This window comes from Pseudomonas sp. NPDC086278 (assembly GCF_050280905.1).
Classification (GTDB): domain Bacteria; phylum Pseudomonadota; class Gammaproteobacteria; order Pseudomonadales; family Pseudomonadaceae; genus Aquipseudomonas.
In genome coordinates this window covers 37,196-59,368 of record NZ_JBNNWE010000003.1, presented here as the reverse complement: position 1 = coordinate 59,368, position 22,173 = coordinate 37,196, and the positions used below count along the sequence as shown (strand labels likewise).

Below are 22,173 nucleotides of genomic sequence, written 5' to 3'. Positions count from 1 at the left end.
CTCAGGCCCGACGTGGCTTGGGCCACAGCGCCACCAGCAGCAACAGCGCCGCCGCTACCAGATAAGGCAGGCGCGGTTCGACGTCGTAGATGAGGGTCGCCGCCAGCGGCCCGATCACCACGCCGGAACCCTGCGCGGCACCGATCGAACCGGCGGTGGCGCCTTGCTCCGAGGCCTCGACCGCGTTGGCGGCCAGCGCGGCGAAGGACGGGAAGATCAACCCCATCCCGCCCGCCGACACAAAAAAGCACAGCCACAATCCCCACGCCGTATCGACCATGATGCTGCCGGCAAAACCCGAGGACGCTACCAGTGCGCCGGCGCGAATCAAGCGCAGCGGCGGCCATTCGAGCCGCCGCACCACCAATTGCGAACCGATCAGCGCGAAACCGACCATGGTCAAGGCAATGCCGGCTGTTTGCGCGGCGTCGGCCGGGCTCATGCCGAGGCGGTCGAGGGCAAAGAAACCCACGGTGATTTGCGCAATCGAGACACACAGCATCGCCACAAACGCGACCGCCATCGGCCGGCGCAGTCGCGGGTCACTCACACGCACCTTGCGCGGCGCCTGGCGCAGGTGCAGCTCCTGCCGCTGAAGTTTGAAACGCAGCACCAGAAACGCCAGCAGCGGCAAGATTGCCATGGCGTAGAGCGGCAAGCTCAAGCTAAAGCGCGATAGCAATGCCGCAATGGCCGGGCCGATCACCAGCCCACAGGCGTTGGCCGCACCCAGCGCGGCCATGGCTCGGGCCCGGTGTTGCGGTTCGATGTTGTCGGCGATCAACGCGTTGCCACCCACCGGAATCGCCGCGTAGAACACGACGATCAAGCCGCGACCGATCAACAATCCGATAAAGCCCAGCAACGCTGACGGCAAAAACCGAAGCGAGGCGTCGATGAACAGGCACAAGGACCAGTAGGCGAGGGTGAAGCCGCCAATGGCGATCAGCAGAATGCGCCGCCGGCCATACCGGTCACTCGCCCGGCCCCACGAACGGGCGAGCAGCATCCAGATCAACCCGGACCCCGTGACGGCCGCACCGGCCTGCCAGGTCGCGAGACCCAGGACACGGGCAATCGGGCCAATCAGCGAGACGAACGCCATCATCGACATGGAACAGGCGATGTTGGCCACCATCAAGGGGCGCAGGTTGAAGGCGGGGGTGGTCATCGGCGAATCGTCCGTGAGCATTTTTGTTTGCGCAGGAGGTTAGCGCAGCGTGTGCAAACAAAGACGAATATTTGACTGGGGTAAAAGCATCGTCGGAACGTCGCCCGGAGCAAGCTCGCTCCCACATTGGTCCTCAGCGTTGGTGAGAGCCTTTGTGGGAGCGGGCTTGCTCGCGAAGGGGCCGGTCAAGACACTACAAAAATCAGTTCAAGCCCAATTTTGCACGCAGCGTCGACAGGTCTTCAGCCAGGGTATTCACCGGCCCGACCAGCGCCTTGCGGTCTTTCTCGTTCACTTTGTCGTAAGTTTCGAAACCGCCGTCCTTGGTTTTGTACTTGGCGAGGATGGTGTTCACCGCAGCGAAGTTCTTGTCGACTTTGGCGATGAACGCCGCGTCTTGCTTCGCGATCTGCGGACGGAACAGATCGACGATCTTCTTCGCGCCGTCGATGTTGCCCTGGAAGTCATAGAGGTCGGTGTGGCTGTAGCGGTCTTCTTCACCGGAAATCTTGGTGGCCGCGACTTCTTCCAGCAGCGCGGCAGCGCCACCGACGACTTTTTCAGGCGGGAAGGTCAGGCCGGCGACGCGGGTTTGCAGGTCTTTGACGTCGCTGCTCAGTTTGTCAGCGAGCTCGCCCAGGCCCTCGGTGCTTTTTTCCGAGAACAGCGAGTATTCGAGGCGGTGGAAACCGGTGAAGTCTTCGGCTTTCACGCCTTTTTCGTGGTCATCGACACGGGAGTCGATGGACGCGTCGAGGTCACTGAACAGCTCGGCAATCGGCTCAATCGACTCGTAGTAGACGCGGGTCGGTGCGTAGAGCTTTTGCGCGGTGGCCAGGTCACCTTTTTTCACCGCATCGGTGAACTGCTGGGTGTGGCTGGCCAGTTCGTCCAGCTGCTCGGTGACGTAAATCTTGTAGTCCGAAACCGGCCCCACCAAATCCATCGGCGCTGTCGCTGCGAAAGCCGAAAGCGGGGTGTTGAGCAAGCCTAGGGTCAGCAATAACGCGAGTGGCGACTTTTTCATGGGACGGTTCCGTGTGAGGGTTGTTTATGCGTTTGTTGTGGGTTGCGTGGCATCAAGCAGCGAGCGACCGATGAAATCTTTGTCGCCCGTAACACCCGGCAGGGTGAAGAAGTACCCGCCGCCGACCGGCTTGAGGTATTCCTCGAGCGGTTCGCCGTTGAGGCGGGTTTGAACGGTGATGAAGCCTTTTTCCAGGTCCGCCTGGTAACAGATAAACAGCAGGCCCATTTCCAGCTGGCCGTTTTTGTTCACGCCGTTGGAGTAGTTGAACGGCCGACGCAGGATCAGATTCGCCTGGCTCGCGGCGGTGCGCGGATTGGCCAGGCGGATGTGCGCGTCGAGCTTGGTCAGCTTGCCTTCCGGGTCCTTGGTGTAGTCCGGGACCTCGGTTTCATGGCTGCCGCCCATTGGCGCGCCGGTGGTTTTGATGCGGCCGAGGATGCTTTCCTGTTCCTGCAATGGCGTGCGGTCCCAGCGTTCAACGAAGTTGCGGATGATCCGCACCGCTTGATAGCTGCCGTTCGCTGCCCACGCCGGTTCATCGCTGTGCGGCTGGACCCAGACCAGTGTGTCCATGGCCTTGGCGTCGTTGGAATCCGGGTTGGCCGAGCCGTCGCGAAAACCGAGAAAGTTGCGCGCGCTCTGCGCCGGCACACCGGGTTTGGCCGGCGCTTGCGGCGGCACGCTGCCTTCTTGCTTCCAACGCACCAGCAGCAGGTCCGGCAGGTTTTTCACGATGTCGCGCAACGCGTGGATGTTGGTGTCGGTGGTGTTGGCGCAGAACTGCAGGCTCAGGTCGCCATGGCAGCAATCGGCTTCCAGCGCGTCGTTGGGGAAACCGACCATGCGGATCAGGCGTTTGGGTTTGGCAGGGGCCAGGCCGAAGCGCTCGTCGAACAGCGACTCGCCCACCGAGACGGTGATGGTCAGGTTGTCCGGCGTCACCACCGGGCCGAGAATCCCCGAATCCACCGGCGGCAGCTTTGGATCGACCTGGTTCACCGGGCCGCCCTTCATCAAAAACGCGATGCGTTCGTTGAGGGTGCGGAACAGCCGTTCCAGGTCTTCGCGGTCGCTGGCCAGCACGTCAAACGACACCAGCATGCCGGACGCCGGGCGCGGGGTGACGATGCCGGTCTGATGCCGGCCATAAAAGTCGTGACGGTCTTCGGTCTTGTCACTGCTCGGTGCTTCGGTCACCTGTGCAGGGCTGGCGGCGGCCATCGCCGGGCAGCTCAGTGCCGAGCCTGCCAGGGCGACACCAGCGGCGCCCATACCCATCAAGACCCGGCGACGCTGGAGGTTGAATTGTTCTGAATCGTTCATCTGAAAGTCGTCTTCTGCTTACAGGCCGGAGAGGCCAAGGGCGGGGTCGATTCCATCGAGTGCGTCGGCCAGTACCTTGGCCTTGTCGGCAATCTGCTTGCGCTGCTCGGCACTGACCGTGTCGTAGCTCGCGTAGCCATCCTTGACCTTCAACCCGTTGAGTTCGGTGTCGAGTGCGGTCATGGCGTTGTCAATCGTCGGCAGCAGGTCAGCGGCAGACTTGGTCAGCAGTGGCCGCAACAGGTCGACGACTTTGCGCGCGGCGTCGAGGTTGGCGGCAAAGCCGTTCAGGTCGGTGTGGCTGTAGCGTTCTTCTTCACCGCTGCTGGCCCGCACGTCGGCGAGGGTGTTGAGGTTGCGCACGACAATGCTCACCAGTTGCTCTGGCGGCAGCGATTGGGCGAGCAATTGTTTTTTCAGTTCGGTGACATCGCTGGTGAGGCGTTGGGCAATCGGCGCCAGACCGTCGAGGCTGCGTTGCTGGAACAGCGCGTATTCGATGCGGTGGAAACCGACGAAGGCCGGGTCCTGTTCGCGTTTTTCGAAGTAGTCGGCGCGGGCGTTGATCGCGTTGTCCAGTTCGGCCAGCCGTTGCGCGGCCGGAGCCACGCGCTGATAGGCGGCGCGGGCGGGGGCATACAAGGCTTGCGCCTGGGGCAAGTCGCCGGCTTCGATGGCTTGTTGCAGCGCGGTGACGGCTTTGATCAGCGCGCTGCCCTGGCTGCTCAAGTACACGCGAAATTCCGATAACGGCCCAATGAAGGTGACCATCGACGGTTTGGCCTTGGCGGCGGCGTCCGACGCCGCAGTCGGGGTGACGTGCAAGGTGCCACGCGGGTTGCTCAGCAAACCGCAAGTGATCGCGTAATCCCCCGGTGCCAGATTGGCGTTGATCACCTGGCTCAGGCCCGGCGCGATGTTTTCCCGTTCTTCGAGCACCAGCACGCCATCGAGGATTTCCCATTCAACGGCCCGGTCCGAGCGGTTGACGATGCGGAAACTGGCGCGGCCGGCCGGCACCGTCAGCGCGTTCGGCTCGCAACTGTGCGGGTGAATCGTCACAACCACTTCGTCATGGTTGGTCTGGCGCTTGGCCGCGGCCATTTTCGAGGCGTAGTAGAACAGGCCGCCGGCGGCGATCATCACAATCACCGAACCGGCCACCGCCCAGCGCAAGGCGCGGGGAGGCGAGGCCTGAGGAGGGGCTTGATTTGGCATGGGTGCCCTTACTGGCTGGAAACGGAAGAAGAGTGTTTGGCGGGGGCCGGCGCCGGGAGAAAAAACATCACCAGCGCAAACACCAGGTAAATCAGGTAAGCCCCGAGGGTGCTGACGGTCGGCGCGTCCTGATAACCGAACATGCCGGCCAGCACCGAGCCCAGCGGGCCATCCATCGGCAGCGTCGCGCTGACGTCGAACAGCACGGTTTGCCAGTGGTTCCAGACCCCGGCCTCATGCAGCGCCTGCACCGAGTTGGCAAGAATCCCGGCGGCTACCACGAGGATGAACAAGCCGGTCCAGCGGAAAAACGCCCCGAGGTTCAGGCGCATGCTGCCGGTGTAGATAAGGAAGCCGACGATGATTGCCAGAATCAGGCCGAGCAGGGCGCCAATCGGTGCCGCCGGGCCTTCGCTCTGCTGGAACACCGCGAGCAGGAAGAACACCGTCTCCAGGCCTTCACGGGCCACCGCGAAAAACACCATGGCGATCAGCGCCGTGACCTGGTGTCGGGAACCCGCCAGCGCATGATCGAGGGACTCGTGCAAAGAATGTTTGATCGAACGCGCCACTTTGCGCATCCAGAACACCATCGAGCTGAGAATCCCGACGGCCACCAGGCCGACCACGCCTTCAAACAGCTCTTGTTGTTTCTGCGGGAACTCGGCGCTGACCAATTCCAGGCCACCGCCCACCAACAGTGCCAACGCCGCGGCCAGGAACACGCCGATCCACACGGCGGGCATCCATTGGCCACGGCCGGTTTGCTTGAGGTAGCTGGCGATAATGCCAACGATCAACGCGGCTTCAATGCCTTCGCGCAGCATGATCAGAAAAGGAACGAGCATTCAGCACCGGATCGACTTTAGACAGGATGGTAATTTGTAACATAATGACACTCATTCTCATACGCTACTGCTTGATTTTTCGCTGAACCTAAGCTGAACAATCCGCAACATCACCGAACGTGCTCGCGATAGCGGATGATTTGCCCCGACACACCGTCATCGCGAGCAAGCTCGCTCCCACAGGGATCAGCTGCGTTAAGATGCCGGCTCTCAATAAACAGCAAGGCTCAACTCGCGTGATGTCGGAAAAAGACACCATCTCCCTGCAACTGGTGCGCGAAGCGCTGCTGCAAAGCTGCGCCCCCGGCCAGGCCACCGATGAGGTGTTGCATAAGGTCGGCATCGATCCTGCGCTGCTGCAATCGGCCGATGCCCGCGTGCCGGCCACTGCTTATGCACGGCTGTGGCGCCTGCTGGCGCGGCGCGGCGACGATGAGTTCTTCGGCATGGACGCGCGCAAACTCAAGTCCGGTAGCCTGGAGTTCTTCTGCCGCTGCGCAATGGCGCAGCCAAGCCTGGTCGCCGGGCTGACGTCGGGGCTAAGCTTTTTATCGTTGATGCTCGAACAGTTGCCCGCGCAACTGGTGCGCCAGCAGAGCCTGGCCGAAATCGTCCTGCTCGAAGACGACCACGACCCGCGCCGCGCCTTTACCTATTTCACCTACTGGATGATCGTCCATGGCGTCGCCTGTTGGCTGGCGGGGCGACGGATACCGATCCTGGCCATCGAACTGCGCTGCCCGGCGCCAGACTTCTGCGATGACTATCAAGTGATGTTTTCCGAGAACCTGCGTTTCGACCGGCCGCGCACACGGATGATTTTCTCCGCCGATTGCCTCGACCTGCCGATCAAGCGTAGCCCCGAAGAACTCAAGCGTTTTCTGGCCCATGCGCCGGCCAACATTCTGGTCAAGTACCGCGACCCGGAGAGCCTGGCCAGCCGGATCAAGCAGGATCTGCGACAACTGCCCGCCGAACAGTGGCCGGAGACCGAGCCACTGGCGCAGCAACTGTGCATGTCGGCTTCGACCTTGCGCCGCCGGCTGGCGGAAGAAGGGCAGACCTACCAAGGCCTCAAGGACAGCGTGCGCAAGGAGCTGGCCATCGTCTGGCTGGCGGAGCCGAGCATCAGCTTCGCCGAGATCGCCACGCGTTTGGGGTTTGCCGATGCGAGCTCGTTCTACAAGGCGTTTCGCAAGTGGTCCGGCTCCAATCCGGGGCATTATCGGAGTTTGATCCTGAACGAGGCGAGCTGATCCGGGGCGTGTGTTGACTGGGCTGGACTCTTCGCGGGCAAGCCGCGCTCCCCCAGTTTTTGTGTCGTCTGTAATCAATGTGAACAGCAGGCCCCTGTGGGAGCGTGGCTTGCCCGCGAAGAGGCCCGCCCAGTCGCCACATCCCCCGAACCTTGGCCAAACCAGTCAGACAACTTGAAAGCTTTGACCATTGTCCCGTTCCCCGCACAGGGCGAGTATTTCCCAGGTTTTTACGGTTCCCCCAACCCAATAAAAATACAGAGGGATTCTGTCCATGCGCGATCACTTGTCTGCCACGCAACAGTTCAATTACCAGCACACCGTCGACGCCGCACTCAGCGGCTCGCTGCAAGCGCTCAACGCTTGCGTCGAGTGTTGCGACCGGCATGCCTTGCCGGGGCGCATCGCGCTGTTCTGGGAAGGTCGCGATGGCGCCAGCGCCACGTACACCTTCAGTGACTTGCAAGATAAAGCCGCGCGGTTTGCCAATTTTCTGCTGGCCCAAGGCGTGCGCAAGGGCGACAAGGTCGCCGGCCTGCTGCCACGCAATATCGAATTATTGATCACCGTGTTCGCCACCTGGCGCATCGGCGCGGTGTATCAACCGCTGTTCACTGCATTTGGCCCGAAAGCCATCGAGCACCGGCTCAATTGCTCGGGCGCCAAGGTGGTGGTGACCGATGCCGTCAACCGCTCGAAACTGACGGAAGTCGCCGATTGCCCGGCGATCGTCACGGTCGCAGGCCCCAAGGGCCAGGGTATCGTCCGCGGTGATTACAGTTTCTGGGCCGAACTGGCCCATTATTCCGCCGACTGCGAACCGGTGATGCTGACGGGCGAAGACCCGTTCCTGCTGATGTTCACGTCGGGCACCACCGGCCCGTCAAAAGCCTTGTCCGTGCCGCTCAAGGCCATCGTCGCGTTCCAGAGCTACACCCGCGACGCCGTGGACCTGCGGCCAGAAGACGCGTTCTGGAACGTGGCCGATCCGGGCTGGGCGTACGGCATCTACTTTGGCGTCACCGGGCCGATGTCGATGGGCCATCCGATCACCTTCTACGATGGCCCGTTCACCCTGGAAAGCACCTGCCGCGTCATCAATAAATACGCAATCACCAACCTCACCGGGTCGCCGACCGCCTATCGGCTGTTGATCGCCGGCGGCGACGAATTCGCCCGCTCGATCAAGGGCAAGCTGCGCATCGTCAGCAGCGCCGGCGAACCGCTGAACCCGGAAGTGATCCGCTGGTTTGCCGACAACCTCGGCGTGGTGATCCACGACCATTACGGCCAGACCGAACTCGGCATGGTGCTGTGCAACCACCACGGGCTGGAGCATCCGATCCACCTGGGCGCCGCCGGTTTTGCCTCGCCGGGGCACCGCATCGTGGTGCTGGACGATGACTGCAACGAACTTGGCGTCGGTCAGCCGGGCATTTTGGCGATTGACCGCACCCAGTCGCCGATGTGCTGGTTTGGCGGCTACGAAGGCGCGCCGACCAAAGCGTTCGTCGGCGACTATTATTTAAGTGGCGACACGGTCGAGTGGAACCCCGATGGCAGCATCAGCTTCGTTGGCCGCAGCGACGACGTGATCACCACCTCGGGCTATCGCGTCGGCCCGTTCGATGTTGAAAGCGCCTTGATTGAACACCCGGCGGTGGTCGAGGCGGCGGTGGTCGGCAAGCCCGACCCGGAACGCACCGAGTTGGTGAAGGCCTTTGTGGTGATCGGCGCGCAGTACCGCGCCACGCCGGAACTGGCCGAAGAGTTGCGCCAACACGTGCGCAAGCGCCTGGCCGCGCATTCATACCCGCGTGAAATCGAGTTTGTCAGCGAGTTGCCCAAAACCCCGAGTGGCAAATTGCAGCGCTTTATCTTGCGCAACCAGGAAATCGCCAAGGCTCAAGAGGCGGCGGCGAAGAACGTTTCAGCTTGAATCCAAGGACACAATGATGCAGATCGAAAACAAGGTTTTTCTGGTCACCGGCGGTGCCTCCGGCCTCGGTGCGGCCACCGCTGAAATGCTGGTCGAGGCCGGCGCCAAAGTGATGCTGGTGGACATGAACGCCGACGCCGTGGCGGCGCAGGCCGAACGTCTCGGCGCCCAGAGTGTGGTGGCGGACATCAGCAACGAAGCGGCGGCCGAAGCGGCGGTGCAGGCCACGGTCAAGGCGTTCGGTGGCCTGCACGGTCTGGTCAATTGCGCCGGCATCGTGCGCGGCGAGAAGATCCTCGGCAAAAACGGCCCGCACGCACTGGCCAGTTTCAGCCAGGTGATCAACGTCAATCTGATCGGCAGCTTCAACATGCTGCGCCTGGCCTCGGCGGCCATCGCCGAAACCGCACCGGATGCCGATGGCGAGCGCGGCGTGATCATCAACACGGCGTCCGCCGCCGCCTATGACGGCCAGATCGGCCAGGCCGCGTACGCGGCTTCCAAAGGCGCGATTGTCAGCCTGACCTTGCCCGCCGCCCGTGAACTGGCGCGTTTCGGCATTCGTGTGATGACCATCGCCCCGGGCATTTTTGAAACGCCGATGATGGCGGGCATGAGCCAGGAAGTCCGCGACTCGCTGGCCGCAGGCGTGCCGTTCCCGCCGCGTCTGGGCAAACCGGGCGAATATGCCCGGCTGGTCCGGCACATCATTGAAAACAGCATGCTCAACGGCGAGGTGATCCGTCTCGACGGCGCCTTGCGCATGGCCGCCAAGTAAGGAGATTTGTCATGACTCTTGCCCACGATCCGATCGTTATCGTCAGCGCCGTCCGCACCCCGATGGGTGGTTTTCAGGGCGAACTGAAAAGCCTCACCGCGCCGCAACTGGGGGCCGCCGCCATCCGTGCGGCGGTCGAGCGCGCCGGCATTGCACCTGAATCCGTAGAAGAAGTGTTGTTTGGTTGCGTCCTGCCCGCCGGGCTCGGACAGGCGCCGGCGCGTCAAGCGGCGCTCGGTGCCGGGCTGGATAAATCAACCCGATGCACCACCCTGAACAAGATGTGCGGTTCGGGCATGGAAGCGACGATTCTGGCCCACGACATGCTGGTGGCCGGCAGCGCCGATGTGGTGGTGGCGGGCGGCATGGAAAGCATGTCCAACGCGCCCTACCTGCTGGATCGCGCCCGCAGCGGTTACCGCATGGGTCATGGCCGGGTGCTCGACTCGATGTTCCTCGACGGCCTCGAAGACGCCTACGACAAGGGGCGCCTGATGGGCACCTTCGCCGAAGATTGTGCCGAAACCAACGGCTTTACCCGCGAAGCGCAGGACGCCTTTGCCATCGCCTCGACCACTCGCGCGCAACAGGCGATCAAGGACGGCAGTTTCAAGGATGAGATCGTGCCGCTGACCGTGACCGTCGGCAAGGAACAGGTGCTGATCAGCCACGACGAACAGCCACCGAAAGCGAAACTGGACAAGATTGCCTCGCTCAAACCCGCGTTCCGCGAAGGCGGCACGGTGACGGCGGCCAACTCCAGTTCGATTTCCGACGGCGCGGCGGCGCTGGTGCTGATGCGCCGTTCCGACGCCGAGAAACAAGGCCTGAAACCGCTGGCGGTGATTCACGGCCACGCCGCGTTTGCCGACACCCCGGGGCTGTTCCCGGTGGCGCCCATCGGCGCGATCAAGAAACTGATGAAAAAAACCGGCTGGACGCTGGACGACGTCGATCTGGTCGAAGTCAACGAAGCGTTCGCCGTCGTCAGTCTGGTGGCCATGACCCAACTGGAAATCCCCCACGAGAAGCTCAATGTTCACGGCGGCGCGTGCGCCCTGGGCCACCCGATTGGCGCGTCCGGCGCGCGGATTCTCGTGACCTTGCTCTCGGCCCTGCGCCAGAAAGGCCTGAAACGCGGCGTTGCCGCCATCTGCATCGGCGGCGGCGAAGCGACGGCCATGGCCGTTGAATGCCTGTATTGAAGTGCGCCCCCCTGTGGGAGCGGGCTTGCTCGCGAATGCGGTGTGTCATTTCAACATTGATGCTGACTGATACGGCCCCTTCGCGAGCAAGCCCGCTACCACAGGTTTGGCGCCGTTACCGAATTAAGGATTTGCCATGATTCCCAATGACGAACAACTACAGATCAGCGAAGCCGCTCGCCAATTCGCCCAGGAACGGCTGAAACCGTTCGCTGCCGAATGGGACCGCGAGCATCGCTTCCCCAAAGAAGCCATCGGCGAAATGGCCGAGCTGGGCTTTTTCGGCATGTTGGTGCCGGAGCAGTGGGGCGGTTGCGACACCGGCTACCTGGCCTACGCCATGGCCCTGGAAGAGATCGCCGCCGGTGACGGCGCCTGCTCGACGATCATGAGCGTGCACAATTCGGTGGGCTGCGTGCCGATCCTCAACTACGGCACTGACGAGCAGAAAGAACGCTTCCTCAAGCCGCTGGCCAGCGGCGCGATGCTCGGCGCGTTTGCCCTGACCGAACCGCAGGCCGGTTCCGACGCCAGCGGCCTGAAAACCCGTGCGCGCCTGGAAGGCGATCACTACGTGCTCAACGGCTGCAAACAGTTCATTACCTCCGGGCAGAACGCCGGGGTGGTGATTGTGTTTGCGGTGACCGATCCAAGCGCCGGCAAGCGTGGCATCACTGCGCTGATCGTGCCGACCGATTCGCCGGGCTACACAGTGGCGCGGGTCGAGGACAAGCTCGGTCAACACGCGTCCGACACCTGCCAGATTCTGTTCGAAGACGTGAAAGTGCCGGTCGCCAACCGTTTGGGCGAGGAGGGCGAAGGTTACCGGATCGCCCTGGCCAACCTCGAAGGCGGCCGTGTCGGCATCGCCTCGCAATCGGTGGGCATGGCCCGCGCCGCGTTTGAAGCGGCCCGCGATTACGCCCGTGAGCGCGAGAGTTTTGGCAAACCGATCATCGAACATCAGGCAGTGGCGTTCCGCCTGGCGGACATGGCCACGCAAATCGCCGTCGCCCGGCAGATGGTGCATTACGCGGCGGCGCTGCGTGACAGCGGCAAACCCGCGTTGGTCGAAGCGTCGATGGCCAAGCTGTTCGCCTCGGAAATGGCTGAAAAGGTCTGCTCGTCGGCGTTGCAAACCCTCGGCGGTTACGGTTACCTGAACGACTTCCCGCTGGAGCGGATCTACCGCGACGTGCGGGTGTGCCAGATCTACGAAGGCACCAGCGATATCCAGCGCATGGTCATTTCACGCAATCTTTGAGAAGGAGTCATTTGTGAGCAACTACGAAACAATTCTGCTGGAAACCCACGGCCGCGTTGGCCTGATCACCCTCAATCGCCCGCAGGCGCTGAACGCGTTGAACGCGCAGATCGTCAGCGAACTGAATCACGCCCTCGATGGCCTGGAAGCCGATTCGAACATCGGCTGCATCGTGCTGACCGGCTCGAAAAAAGCCTTCGCCGCCGGTGCCGACATCAAGGAAATGGCCGAGCTGACGTACCCGCAAATCTATCTCGATGACTTGTTCAGCGACAGCGACCGCGTGGCCAACCGCCGCAAGCCGATCATCGCGGCGGTCAATGGTTTCGCCCTCGGCGGCGGTTGTGAATTGGCGCTGATGTGCGACTTCATCCTGGCCGGCGACAACGCCAGGTTCGGCCAGCCGGAAATCAACCTGGGCGTGCTGCCGGGCATGGGCGGCACCCAGCGCCTGACCCGCGCCGTGGGCAAGGCCAAGGCCATGGAGATGTGCCTGAGCGGGCGGTTGATCGATGCGGTGGAAGCGGAACGCTGCGGCATTGTCGCGCGCATCGTGCCGGCCGATGAATTGCTGGACGAAGCGTTGAAAGTCGCGGCGTTGATCGCCAAGAAGTCGTTGCCGATTGCCATGATGGTCAAGGAAAGCGTGAACCGCGCGTTTGAAGTGAGCCTGTCGGAAGGCGTGCGCTTTGAGCGCCGGGTGTTCCATGCAGCGTTTGCGACGCAGGATCAGAAGGAAGGAATGGCGGCGTTTATTGCCAAGCGTGAGGCTGAGTTCCAAGGCAAGTGATGTAGCGTTTTCACCGACGCCTTCGTCGAGCAAGCCCGCTGCCACAGTCGACCGCGGTCAACTGTGGGAGCGGGCTTGCTCGCGAAGCTTTTAGCTTTTTAGACCAGATAGTTTTTCAGCTCGCGAGCAATCACCATCCGCTGTATCTCGCTCGACCCTTCATAAATCTGGGTAATCCGCGCATCGCGGTAATAACGCTCCACCGGGTAATCCTCCAGATACCCGTACCCGCCATGAATCTGCATCGCCGACGAACACACCTTCTCGGCCATTTCCGAAGCAAACAATTTGGCCTGCGACGCCTCAGACAGACACGGCTTGCCCGCGCTGCGCAGTCGTGCGGCATGCAGGATGAGCAACCGTGCGGCGTTCAGCCGGGTATGCATGTCGGCCAGCAGGTTGGCGATGCTCTGGTGCTCGATGATCGGTTTGTCGAATTGCACCCGCTCACGGGCATACGCCAGCGCTGCTTCAAACGCCGCCCGGGCAATGCCCAATGCCTGCGCAGCAATGCCGATGCGTCCGCCTTCAAGGTTGGACAGGGCAATGGCCAGGCCTTTACCGCGTTCACCCAAGAGGTTGGCTTCGGGGATCGTGCAATTGCTCAGCGTCACCGCGCAGGTGTCGGAGGCGCGAATGCCCATCTTGTGTTCAGTGCGATCAACGATGAAGCCGGCGGTGCCGGTCGGCACCAGAAACGCTGAAATACCGCGTTTGCCCAGGTCGGGGTCCGTCACCGCAAACACAATCGCCAGCTTCGCGCGCTTGCCGTTGCTGACAAATTGCTTGGCGCCATTGATGACCCATTGCCCGTCACGCAGTTCGGCGCGGGTGCGCAAATTGTGCGCTTCGGAACCGGCCTGTGGCTCGGTCAGGCAGAAGCAGCCAATGGACTTGCCGCTGGCCAGGTCCGGCAGCCAGGTCTGTTTCTGTGCGTCGGTGCCGTAGTTCAACACCGGGCCGCAACCGACGGAGTTGTGGATGCTCATCAACGCGCCCGTGGCGCCATCACCGGCCGAAATCTCTTCCACCGCCAGGGCGTAGGCGACGTAGTCGACATAGGTGCCGCCCCATTCTTCGGGGACCACCATGCCCAGCAGACCGAGTTCGCCCATCTTCGCCACCAGCGCGTCGTCGATCCAGCCGGCCTTTTCCCAGGCTTGCGCGTGGGGCGCGATTTCGCCGCGGGCAAAGTCCCGGGCCATGTCGCGGATCATGACTTGCTCTTCACTCAATTCGATATCGTGCATGGCTCAATTCCCGCGTTGATCAAGGCCGGTGAAGAAACTCGCGACGTGCTCGGCGTCCAGCGCCTGCAAGGTCGGCGGGTTCCAGCGTGGCGTCTTGTCTTTGTCGATCAGCAAGGCGCGCACGCCTTCGATCAGGTCGCCGCGCTCGAACCATTGACGGTCCAGGTGCAGCTCCAGGGCGAAGCAGTCTTCCAGGCTCAAATGCCGACCGCGACGCAGCATTTCCAAGGTCACGCCCATGGCCAGCGGCGAACGGCTTTGCAGCAGGTCGGCGGTGGTGATTGCCCATTCATGGCTGTCGGCGACGGTCACTACGCGCAGTTGCTCAACCATACTCGGCACGTCGGGCAGCGCGAAGAAGTGGTCGATGGCCGGACGCAACAGGGCCAGCGGCGCATCGGGCAGTTGCTGCACGGCGAGCGTTGCCAGCAGACTTTGCAGGTTTTTGAGCGGCGTGTCGTGCCACTGCAACTGATCGAGTTGCTCATCCAGGGTGGCCAGTTTGACGCTGTCCAGATACCAGTCGGCCAGCCCGCAATACAGCGCATCGGCCGCGCGGATCTGCACGCCGCTGACACCGAGGTAGATGCCCAGCTCGCCGGGGATGCGCGGCAGGAAATAGCTGCCGCCCACGTCCGGGAAGTAACCGATAGCGACTTCCGGCATCGCCAGGCGGCTCTTTTCGGTCACGACCCGCAGATCGGCGCCTTGCACCAGGCCCATGCCGCCGCCCAGCACGAAGCCGTCCATCAGGGCGAGCACTGGCTTGCGATAGTGGTGAATGGCGAGGTCGAGGGCGTATTCCTCGACGAAGAAGTCTTCGTGCAGCGTGTCGCCGCTTTTGAAACTGTCATAGAGCGAGCGAATATCGCCACCGGCACAGAATGCCTTTTCGCCGGCACCGCGCAGGACCACGGCGCGAATGTTCGAATCCTGTGCCCAGGCATCGAGCTGGCGATGCAGTTGGCGGACCATGTCGAGGGTCAGGGCGTTGAGGCCGGCGGGGCGGTTGAGGGTCAGGTGACCGATGTGGTTGCGAACCTCGGCCAGCACTTCGTTCTGCATGGCATCCATGGACGAAGTCTCCTTCGATGAAACCTGAGCAGTCATCACTAACTCCCTGCTTTTATTGTTCTTTATAGATGCGCTCGCGCGCGAGCGGTCCGGGATCGTACCAGTGCAAATTTGCCGTGTACAAGTCGGAATGATGCAGGTCGTCTTTGCATTTATGCATGGGGTAGGGGTGCAGCAATGAGGCCGGAGCGCGCTGCCCCGGCCTTATTGGGATTTCAACGGCTAAAGTGCTTCTGCAAGCATTGCGCGCACAGCAGCAATGCCTGTTTCGCCTCGTCGCAACGTGCCGGGTAGTTGAGGAAACCGTGCGTCATACCGGCGTACTCCTTGTGCTGAACCGGCACGTCGGCCTCTGTCAGCCGACGGACGTACTCGCGGCCTTCGTCGCGCAATACGTCATATTCGCAGGTGATAATCAGCGCCGGCGGCAACCCTCGCAGGTGCTGTTGTCGCACGGGCGAAAGCCTTGGATTGGCGCGGCAGACGTCTGACGGAACGTAGTGATCGATGTACCACTCGAGCATTTTCCCTGTCAGCCCGTACCCCTCGGCAAACATTGCATGGGAGGGGGTGTTCGCCAGGCAATCGAGCAAAGGGTAAAGCAGTATTTGCAAGACGATTTGTGGCGAACCCCGTGCAACGGCCCACTGGCTGATGACCGCAGCCAGCCCGCCACCCGAACCGCCGCCAGCGACAGCCATGCGCGAGGTATCCAGCCCAAGGCTCAGGCCCTGGTCGTTCGCCCACTGCGTGGCGACGCAACAATCGTCCACCGCTGCGGGAAACACATGTTCCGGTGGCCGGGCGTAGTCCACGGCCACCACGGCGCAACCGGCCCACTCACACATGTGCCGGCAAAAGCCGTCGTGGGTGTCCAGGTCGCCGGTGACCCAGCCTCCGCCATGGAAAAACATCAACACCGCGAAGGGCCCGGCACCGGGAGGTGTATACAGCCGCAGTGGCAGCATGCGCCCATGGCTGTTGATCGACAGGTCACGCACGCTCACCACCATCGCATCGCGCAGCGCGGTTCTGGCATGTTCCACGGTGGGTTCGGCGTCCCGCATGGGGCCGTTCACAGGTCGATCTCGCAGGCGGTTGCCTCGGTCGTCAATTCAACGACGTATTCGGGACTGATCAACTCGACACCGCCAATGCACATCAATGTCGGCGGGTGGCCCTCGAAAAACGTTTTGTGCGCTCTGGCGATTTCCGGCCAGAATTTCATGCTGGTGGTGTAGACGCGGATGCCGATAATGCTCCGTCGATCCACGCCCAACTGGCTGATCGAATGCTCAATGATGTCCAGGCAGCGCACGGTTTGCGCATAGGCGTCGTAGGGTTTGAAGGGCTTGCCCTCGTCGTCGAACGCCACGGTGCCCCCCATCAGAATCCGCTCGCCAATGCGAATGGCCCGGCAGTAACCCGCCTCGGTTTCCCAGGGTGCTGCGGAAAAAACGCGCTGGATTTTCATTGTGCCGCTCCTTTGCCCAGATCGATGGGCAGTGATTTCAGTCCACGAAATTGCAGGTTGTTGGTACGCCAGACCGCAGGTTTGTCGGCAATCAGCTTCAACTCGGGAAAGCGCTTGAACAGCGAGGTAAACACCACCTCGGCTTCAAGCCTGAACAACGCCGTGCCCATGCAGAAATGCTCGCCCCGGCCAAACGCCAGGTGATCGTTGTGCTCGCGCCGGATATCGAAGCGGTCAGGTTCGGGAAACTTCGCCGGATCACGGTTGGCGGCAGCGCGCATCAGGTAAACCAGATCGCCGTGTTTCATCGTGACGCCGTCGATCGACACGTCTTCCTTGAGCACGCGGTGGCTGAACGACCCCGCCGAATCGAAGCGCAACATCTCTTCTATGGCCGGTTTGACCAGGCTCAGGTCCGCCTTCAGCGCTTCGCATTGGCCAGGATGCTCAAGCAGGTGCAACAACCCGATGCACAGCTGATCGGCGCTGGTGGTGTAGCCCGCCACCAGGATGAAGACGATTTGCGCCAACACCTGATCGGTACTCGAATCACCGTCGATGCTGGCTTCGAGCACTCGACTGACGAGGTCGTCTTCTGGGTGTTTTCGACGCTGCTCAATGACATCGGCGAAATACCCGTACATTTCCTCGACGCCTTTGAGCGCCTGTTCAGGCCCGTAGTCCGCGTCCAGGTTGCCGACCAGAAAGATCAGAATGTCGTCGGTCCAGCGCCTGAGCTTCAACGCGTCTTCGCGCGGGATGCCATACAGCTTGGCCAGGATCAGCGCCGGCACCCGGTTGAACAGATTGGCCATGACATCGGTCTGCGGCGCGAGCCTGGACAGTTCGCCATCGGTGATTTCCTGGACCGTCACGCGTAACGACTCAATGGTGCGCGGGGTGAAGGCTTTGCCCAACAAATGCCGGCTGTCCCGATGGGGCACGCCATCTTGCGAGTACATCCATTCGGAGGCGAGTTTGACGAACGTCGCCAGTTGCCCGCGTTTTTCTGGTGGAACCTGCGCATCGACCAGTTGCTGCATCCGGTTGGAGGAGTAGCGCCGGGTGTCGGCCTGCGCCGCGAACACGTCGCTGTAGCGGGTCAGAAACCAGGCATGAAAGTGCGCGCTCCAGTAAACCGGTTGATGTTCGCGCAGCCAGGCATAGGCGTGGTAAGGGTCGCGAACTGTTTCGCGATGGGTGAAATCGAGCAGTGGTTGACGGTCCATGTTCACTCCTCCTGATACAACGCCGTGGTGAATTGCTGGATGTAGTCCGGGCCATCGATGGGAGCACTGATCAGTTCCGGCGATGGCGCCAGCAGTTTGGCCAGCAGGGCGAGGCGGGCTTCGCTGGCGTTGGCATTCAAACCGGCGCGGCTGGTGGCCGTGGCGCCTTCGGCTGACGGTGGCGCGAACACGTGGATCAGATCGCCGAGCACTTCGGTTGAAATGAGTTGATTGCGCTGCACTTCGTCGATGATCAAGTCCAGTGCACGGGCGTAAGTCAGGTCGAGCGCCTGGCGGTGCGACACGTCGCCGGGGCTGCAACACTGCTCGACAATGTGCTTCTCGATGCGTTGGGCGATGTTCACGGCGGGGCGCGAGGCGTAACGCGGGCGGGTCACGGCATCCCTGGCCACTTGATAGGCCATGACGCTGTTGTCACCGGCAAAGGTGATGCTGATTTCACAGTCCATGCACAGCGTGACGATCTGGTTGTAATGGTGAAAACCCTGGGAACCGCAAAGCTCCCGACACTTGCGCATGACGTCCAGCCCCGTCCAGGTGCCAACGCTTTTAGCGATGGCCGCCAGAATGTGCAGCTCTTTTCGTTTGTCGGGTTGCTCCCACAGCGCCTCGAAACGCGCCAGCAGGGCCTGTTCCAATAGCTTTAGCGCGAGCGCCTTCAGTTGTTCGACATACAGGCGCTGGCGAATCAGCGGTTTGGCCAGCAGCGGTTCGTGGGTCACACCATTTTTGACCTGGCGATGGGCGACGAACCGGTACGCCAGATGAGCACACAACCCCGCGCCACCCCGTGCCGCCGCCAGCAGAAACAGGCGCTCCTGAATGAATGTCTCCATGGCGCAGGTCGCGCGTTGATCGGCCGCAACCTGACTGCTGAATTCACCGTCAGGGCGAAACCGGCCATGGCGCTGCATCATCGCCTCGATGGGCAGCCTCATCTGGCAAAAACGCATGCCGGCCACTTGATTGGCGTGGATGCCGCCCTTGGGATCGCATGCCATGACCTTGACCCCGGGCTTCAGCGCACCGTTTTCAAATTCGCGGATGGGCACCCGAAACCAATGCAATCCCTCGTCGGTGCCATCAACGATCAAACGCGCGAGCACCATGACCACCTGGGCGGCGTGCAGCGCGTTGCCGATCCAGAATTTGCAGGCTGCCGGCGAGGGCGTGTGCAGGATCAGGCAGTGGTTCGGGCGGTCGTGGGTGACCGTGGTTTGCAGATTGCGCACATCGGAGCCGCTGTTGATCTCGGTGCAGCCGAACGCATAGACCGCGCTCATCTCGATGACCTCTTGGCGGTAACGCGCCACCTGCAGCTCGTCTCCCTGAGCGAACAGCGCGTTGCCGGCGATCATGTGATCGACGGTCGAGGAGAACAGCGCGTAGTCGTAGGCGCCGACCGTGGCCGTGCGCTCGATCATTTGTCGGAAGTCTGACTGGCGGGCCTGGCCGAGCCACATGTCATTGGAGATCAAACCCGCCTGCACGATGCTGCGCATGCGGTTGATGGTTAAGTTCATGTAATCGGGCAATGGCAGGCAGTGGCGGGTCCGGGCATCGAACTCGGGGCCGCGCAGCAGGTTCAGCAGTGGGTCGCTCATGGAATATCCCTCTCTCGGATTTCGAAAAAAAAGTTTCGAAACCACCAGAGCCAGAGGGCTGGCAACGCGGGGCACAACGGGGCATTCGAATGCGGACGGCGTACCCGAGGTATTCACGAACAGCAAAATACGCGAACGATTACGCGTTGTTTTCCTGGGAGGTGCGGTTCTGTCAAAGCGCGAAGGCAGCGTCGCCACTCAAAAAGGTTGAGTGCTCTCCATAGCCAGACTTCTGTGTCATCGCTACTGGACGTTACGGCGGGCCAGACTTCGTAGTGAAAGGCAGACAAACTCTATGCGGTACGAATCTCACTCTAGCCGCTGATTGTCGGGTGGCAAGCGGATGGGGCGACCGCTTGTCCGGCGTCTTCACGCTGCGCGTTGCGACAAAACCTCGCCAATACTGCGGCGTTTGGCGTACAGCTCGCTCGCCTGGATGAGCTGCTCAAGGTCTTCGGGCGTCACGTCGAAGAAGCCTTCCATGTCCGCCAAGGCCAGTTTCAGGTCCTGGGCAGTGATGGCCTGGCTGTCGGCTGGCGGGTGATCGGCAGGCACCATGGCCATGGGCTCGCTGGCGCGTTTGGGGTAGCGAACGCGCGTCAGGTTGTTGTACGCCAAGGCACTGAGCAGCATCGTCGCAGCGCCAAGCATCACCGGGCCGAGGGCTTGCCAGTCCATCGCGACGGTCGCCGGGTCGGCCAATACCAGCGTCAGGGCCAAGGCGCCGGCCGGCGGGTGCAGGCAACGCAGCCAGCACATCAACATCAGCGCGATGCCCGCCGCGAGGCACGCGCTGCCCAGGGTGCGGCCGAGCACGTGGGCGACCAGCAGCGAGACGACGCCAGCGCTCAAGTAGCCGCCGAGAATCGCCCATGGCTGGGCCAAGGCGCCGGAAGACACGGCGAACAGCAGCACCGCCGAGGCCCCCAGCGGACCGATCAGATGTTGCGCCACGTCCATGCCAAACACGTATCCGCAAAACCAGACGCTGAGCATCGTGCCGAGGGCCATGCCGATGGCGGCGCGGCTCCATTCCGAGGGGCGAGTGTTAACGGCAGCGGGTAACCAGCGAGCGAACATGATGTGAGCGATCCGTGAAAAAACTCGGGCAAAAAAAAGGCTTGTCTGGGAAACCCAGAAAGCCCTTGAAGGTCCCAACTATTGGGGGAGGAACGGCGACAGTGTGCCGATGATTCCAGATGCTGACAAATTCATATAAATGCACTTTCAGTGCATTAATTTTGATGTGTAGCCACGCGGCGCCCGGCAAGGAAGCACAGGGTTCCGCCCAGCGCGGTCAGGGCGCCCAGGGCATAAAACATGGTCGGCGCGGGCGTGTGCATCAGCAGGAACCCGCAGATTACCGGGCTCAAGGCGCCACCGAGGGCGGCGAGGTTCTGAGCGCCGTAGTAGCTGCCGCGCAGTTCTTCCGGGGCGAGGGTGTCGACGAAGAGGAACTCGGCGGGGTAAATGATCATTTCACCGAGGGTGAAGATGAACATGGCGATGCACCATGACACCAGGCTGTCGGCCAGGCTGAAGCCGATCAACCCGACAATGAACAGGCCGGTGCCGCCGGCGATCCAGTAGCGCAATTGTTCGCGCTTGAGGAAACGGCCGATCTGGTATTGCAGCAGGATCACGCTGATTGCGTTGCAGGCGAGCAGGGCGGCCATGGTCTGCAAGGCGCGCTGGGTATCGTGGGTGACCAACAGGTATTGCGACAGGTACAAGGTAAAACGGCCGTGGACCACGGTGCTGAGCAGGCAGCCGCCGGTGAACATGATCAGCGTGCGGTCGTTTTTCAGGGTGATCAGGGTTTTCAGAAAGCTTTGCGGCTGGCCGATGGCGACTGTCGGGGCCGCGTCCCTGGGGATCCCAATCATCAGGAAGATGCTGAAAAACGCGATGCCGCCAGCGATCAAAAACGGCGCAATCGGGTACACGCCGGCAATCACCACGCCGAGCATCGGCCCGGTGGCGTAGCCGATATTGGTCAGGGTGTAGCGCAGGGAGAAGGCCTTGGCGCGTTGGCCCATGGGCAGGTTTTCGCTGAGGATCGCCTTGGAACCGATCAGGAACAACGCCGAGGCGGTTTCGGTGATCACCAGGGTGAGGGTGGTCAGGTAGAGGTTTTCGGCGAAGGTCAGCAACACGAAGCCGATTGCGCTGGAAAGCATGGCGAGGACCAGCAGCCGACGCTTTTCGAAGCGGTCGATGATGTAGCCGCCGTAAAGCGCGAGCAAGGTGGCGATGAATACGGCAATGCCCAGCAGCAAACCAACGTCCTGTTGGTTAAGCCCGAGTTTGTTGCTCAGGAACAGCGTCAACAGGGGGCTGGTGATGGCGCGGCTGACGACGATCGTCAGGGAGACGATCATCAGCCGGCGGATAACGAGCGAGTAAGTGGCCACGGTGGTGCAAATGTCCTTATTCAGATGTTGTTGTATTCGCCGATGTACCGAGTCGCGGCCATTCGCGAGCAAGCCCGCTCCCACATTTGGGATGCATTCCAGGGTGGGAGATTCTTGTTGCAGGGCAACCCTGCAACTTCAAGTCAACCACCGACCCTGGCTCATCCAACTGCTGCAACTCCACAGGGGAATGCATCCCAAATGTGGGAGCGGGCTTGCTCGCGAAGAGGCCGGATCAGGCAACAAAAACTTCGCCGCCAGCGACACCTCAACGCAAGGCTGGCG

General features: G+C 61.9%; 19 protein-coding genes. 6 read left to right on the top strand and 13 right to left on the bottom strand.

The features are described from left to right. Nucleotide 1: 1 nt before the first annotated feature. From ACQKP4_RS01850 to efeU, 5 genes are all read right to left on the bottom strand, one after another. The gene (locus ACQKP4_RS01850; protein WP_427629861.1) at nucleotides 2-1,171 is read right to left on the bottom strand and encodes an MFS transporter; all 1,170 of its coding nucleotides are present in this window, start codon (nucleotides 1,169-1,171) and stop codon (nucleotides 2-4) included. A 202-nt stretch (nucleotides 1,172-1,373) separates the two neighbouring features. Further along, nucleotides 1,374-2,198 carry an iron uptake system protein EfeO gene (gene efeO / locus ACQKP4_RS01845; RefSeq protein ID WP_427629859.1) on the bottom strand — a complete coding sequence of 275 codons (825 nt, stop codon included), beginning with the start codon at nucleotides 2,196-2,198 and terminating at the stop codon, nucleotides 1,374-1,376. 24 nt (nucleotides 2,199-2,222) lie between these two features. Continuing rightward, complete coding sequence (gene efeB / locus ACQKP4_RS01840; RefSeq protein WP_427629857.1) at nucleotides 2,223-3,524, bottom strand: iron uptake transporter deferrochelatase/peroxidase subunit; 1,302 nt, start codon at nucleotides 3,522-3,524, stop codon at nucleotides 2,223-2,225. Between the two features lie 18 nt (nucleotides 3,525-3,542). After that, nucleotides 3,543-4,742, bottom strand: coding sequence for an iron uptake system protein EfeO (efeO, locus tag ACQKP4_RS01835; protein WP_427629855.1), 1,200 nt, complete (start codon nucleotides 4,740-4,742; stop codon nucleotides 3,543-3,545). Nucleotides 4,743-4,750: 8 nt separating this feature from the next. Beyond that, the gene (efeU, locus tag ACQKP4_RS01830) at nucleotides 4,751-5,590 is read right to left on the bottom strand and encodes an iron uptake transporter permease EfeU (protein WP_427629853.1); all 840 of its coding nucleotides are present in this window, start codon (nucleotides 5,588-5,590) and stop codon (nucleotides 4,751-4,753) included. 239 nt (nucleotides 5,591-5,829) lie between these two features. On the opposite strand from efeU, the gene ACQKP4_RS01825 reads away from it, so the two are divergent. From ACQKP4_RS01825 to ACQKP4_RS01800, 6 genes are all read left to right on the top strand, one after another. Continuing rightward, nucleotides 5,830-6,846, top strand: a complete 1,017-nt coding sequence (locus ACQKP4_RS01825) for an AraC family transcriptional regulator (RefSeq protein ID WP_427629995.1) — start codon at nucleotides 5,830-5,832, stop codon at nucleotides 6,844-6,846. 274 nt (nucleotides 6,847-7,120) lie between these two features. Further along, nucleotides 7,121-8,785, top strand: coding sequence for an AMP-binding protein (locus tag ACQKP4_RS01820; RefSeq protein ID WP_427629851.1), 1,665 nt, complete (start codon nucleotides 7,121-7,123; stop codon nucleotides 8,783-8,785). A 16-nt stretch (nucleotides 8,786-8,801) separates the two neighbouring features. Continuing rightward, nucleotides 8,802-9,563, top strand: a complete 762-nt coding sequence (locus tag ACQKP4_RS01815) for an SDR family NAD(P)-dependent oxidoreductase (RefSeq protein WP_427629850.1) — start codon at nucleotides 8,802-8,804, stop codon at nucleotides 9,561-9,563. A gap of 11 nt (nucleotides 9,564-9,574) precedes the next feature. Continuing rightward, nucleotides 9,575-10,768 (top strand): acetyl-CoA C-acyltransferase, encoded by a 1,194-nt coding sequence (locus ACQKP4_RS01810; protein ID WP_427629848.1) that lies wholly within the window; start codon nucleotides 9,575-9,577, stop codon nucleotides 10,766-10,768. A gap of 136 nt (nucleotides 10,769-10,904) precedes the next feature. After that, nucleotides 10,905-12,032 carry an acyl-CoA dehydrogenase gene (locus tag ACQKP4_RS01805; protein ID WP_427629846.1) on the top strand — a complete coding sequence of 376 codons (1,128 nt, stop codon included), beginning with the start codon at nucleotides 10,905-10,907 and terminating at the stop codon, nucleotides 12,030-12,032. 13 nt (nucleotides 12,033-12,045) lie between these two features. Next, nucleotides 12,046-12,822 (top strand): enoyl-CoA hydratase, encoded by a 777-nt coding sequence (locus tag ACQKP4_RS01800; protein ID WP_427629845.1) that lies wholly within the window; start codon nucleotides 12,046-12,048, stop codon nucleotides 12,820-12,822. A 98-nt stretch (nucleotides 12,823-12,920) separates the two neighbouring features. Here ACQKP4_RS01800 and ACQKP4_RS01795 read toward each other — a convergent pair whose 3' ends face one another. From ACQKP4_RS01795 to ACQKP4_RS01760, 8 genes are all read right to left on the bottom strand, one after another. After that, entirely contained in the window at nucleotides 12,921-14,072 is a 1,152-nt protein-coding gene (locus ACQKP4_RS01795) for an acyl-CoA dehydrogenase family protein (RefSeq protein WP_427629843.1), read from the bottom strand. A gap of 3 nt (nucleotides 14,073-14,075) precedes the next feature. Then, nucleotides 14,076-15,182, bottom strand: a complete 1,107-nt coding sequence (locus ACQKP4_RS01790; protein WP_427629841.1) for an enoyl-CoA hydratase/isomerase family protein — start codon at nucleotides 15,180-15,182, stop codon at nucleotides 14,076-14,078. Between the two features lie 179 nt (nucleotides 15,183-15,361). Further along, nucleotides 15,362-16,213: an alpha/beta hydrolase gene (locus ACQKP4_RS01785; protein ID WP_427629839.1), complete on the bottom strand. Its 852-nt coding sequence runs from the start codon at nucleotides 16,211-16,213 to the stop codon at nucleotides 15,362-15,364. Nucleotides 16,214-16,221: 8 nt separating this feature from the next. Next, nucleotides 16,222-16,620, bottom strand: a complete 399-nt coding sequence (locus tag ACQKP4_RS01780) for a Rid family hydrolase (RefSeq protein WP_427629837.1) — start codon at nucleotides 16,618-16,620, stop codon at nucleotides 16,222-16,224. Beyond that, entirely contained in the window at nucleotides 16,617-17,849 is a 1,233-nt protein-coding gene (locus ACQKP4_RS01775) for a cytochrome P450 (RefSeq protein WP_427629835.1), read from the bottom strand. The genes ACQKP4_RS01780 and ACQKP4_RS01775 overlap by 4 nt, the downstream gene beginning before the upstream one ends. A gap of 2 nt (nucleotides 17,850-17,851) precedes the next feature. After that, on the bottom strand, nucleotides 17,852-19,474 hold the full coding sequence (locus ACQKP4_RS01770; RefSeq protein WP_427629833.1) for an acyl-CoA dehydrogenase family protein: 1,623 nt from the start codon (nucleotides 19,472-19,474) through the stop codon (nucleotides 17,852-17,854). Nucleotides 19,475-19,843: 369 nt separating this feature from the next. Further along, nucleotides 19,844-20,554, bottom strand: a complete 711-nt coding sequence (locus ACQKP4_RS01765) for an HPP family protein (protein ID WP_427629831.1) — start codon at nucleotides 20,552-20,554, stop codon at nucleotides 19,844-19,846. A 155-nt stretch (nucleotides 20,555-20,709) separates the two neighbouring features. After that, complete coding sequence (locus tag ACQKP4_RS01760) at nucleotides 20,710-21,888, bottom strand: MFS transporter (RefSeq protein ID WP_427629829.1); 1,179 nt, start codon at nucleotides 21,886-21,888, stop codon at nucleotides 20,710-20,712. Nucleotides 21,889-22,173: the final 285 nt, after the last annotated feature.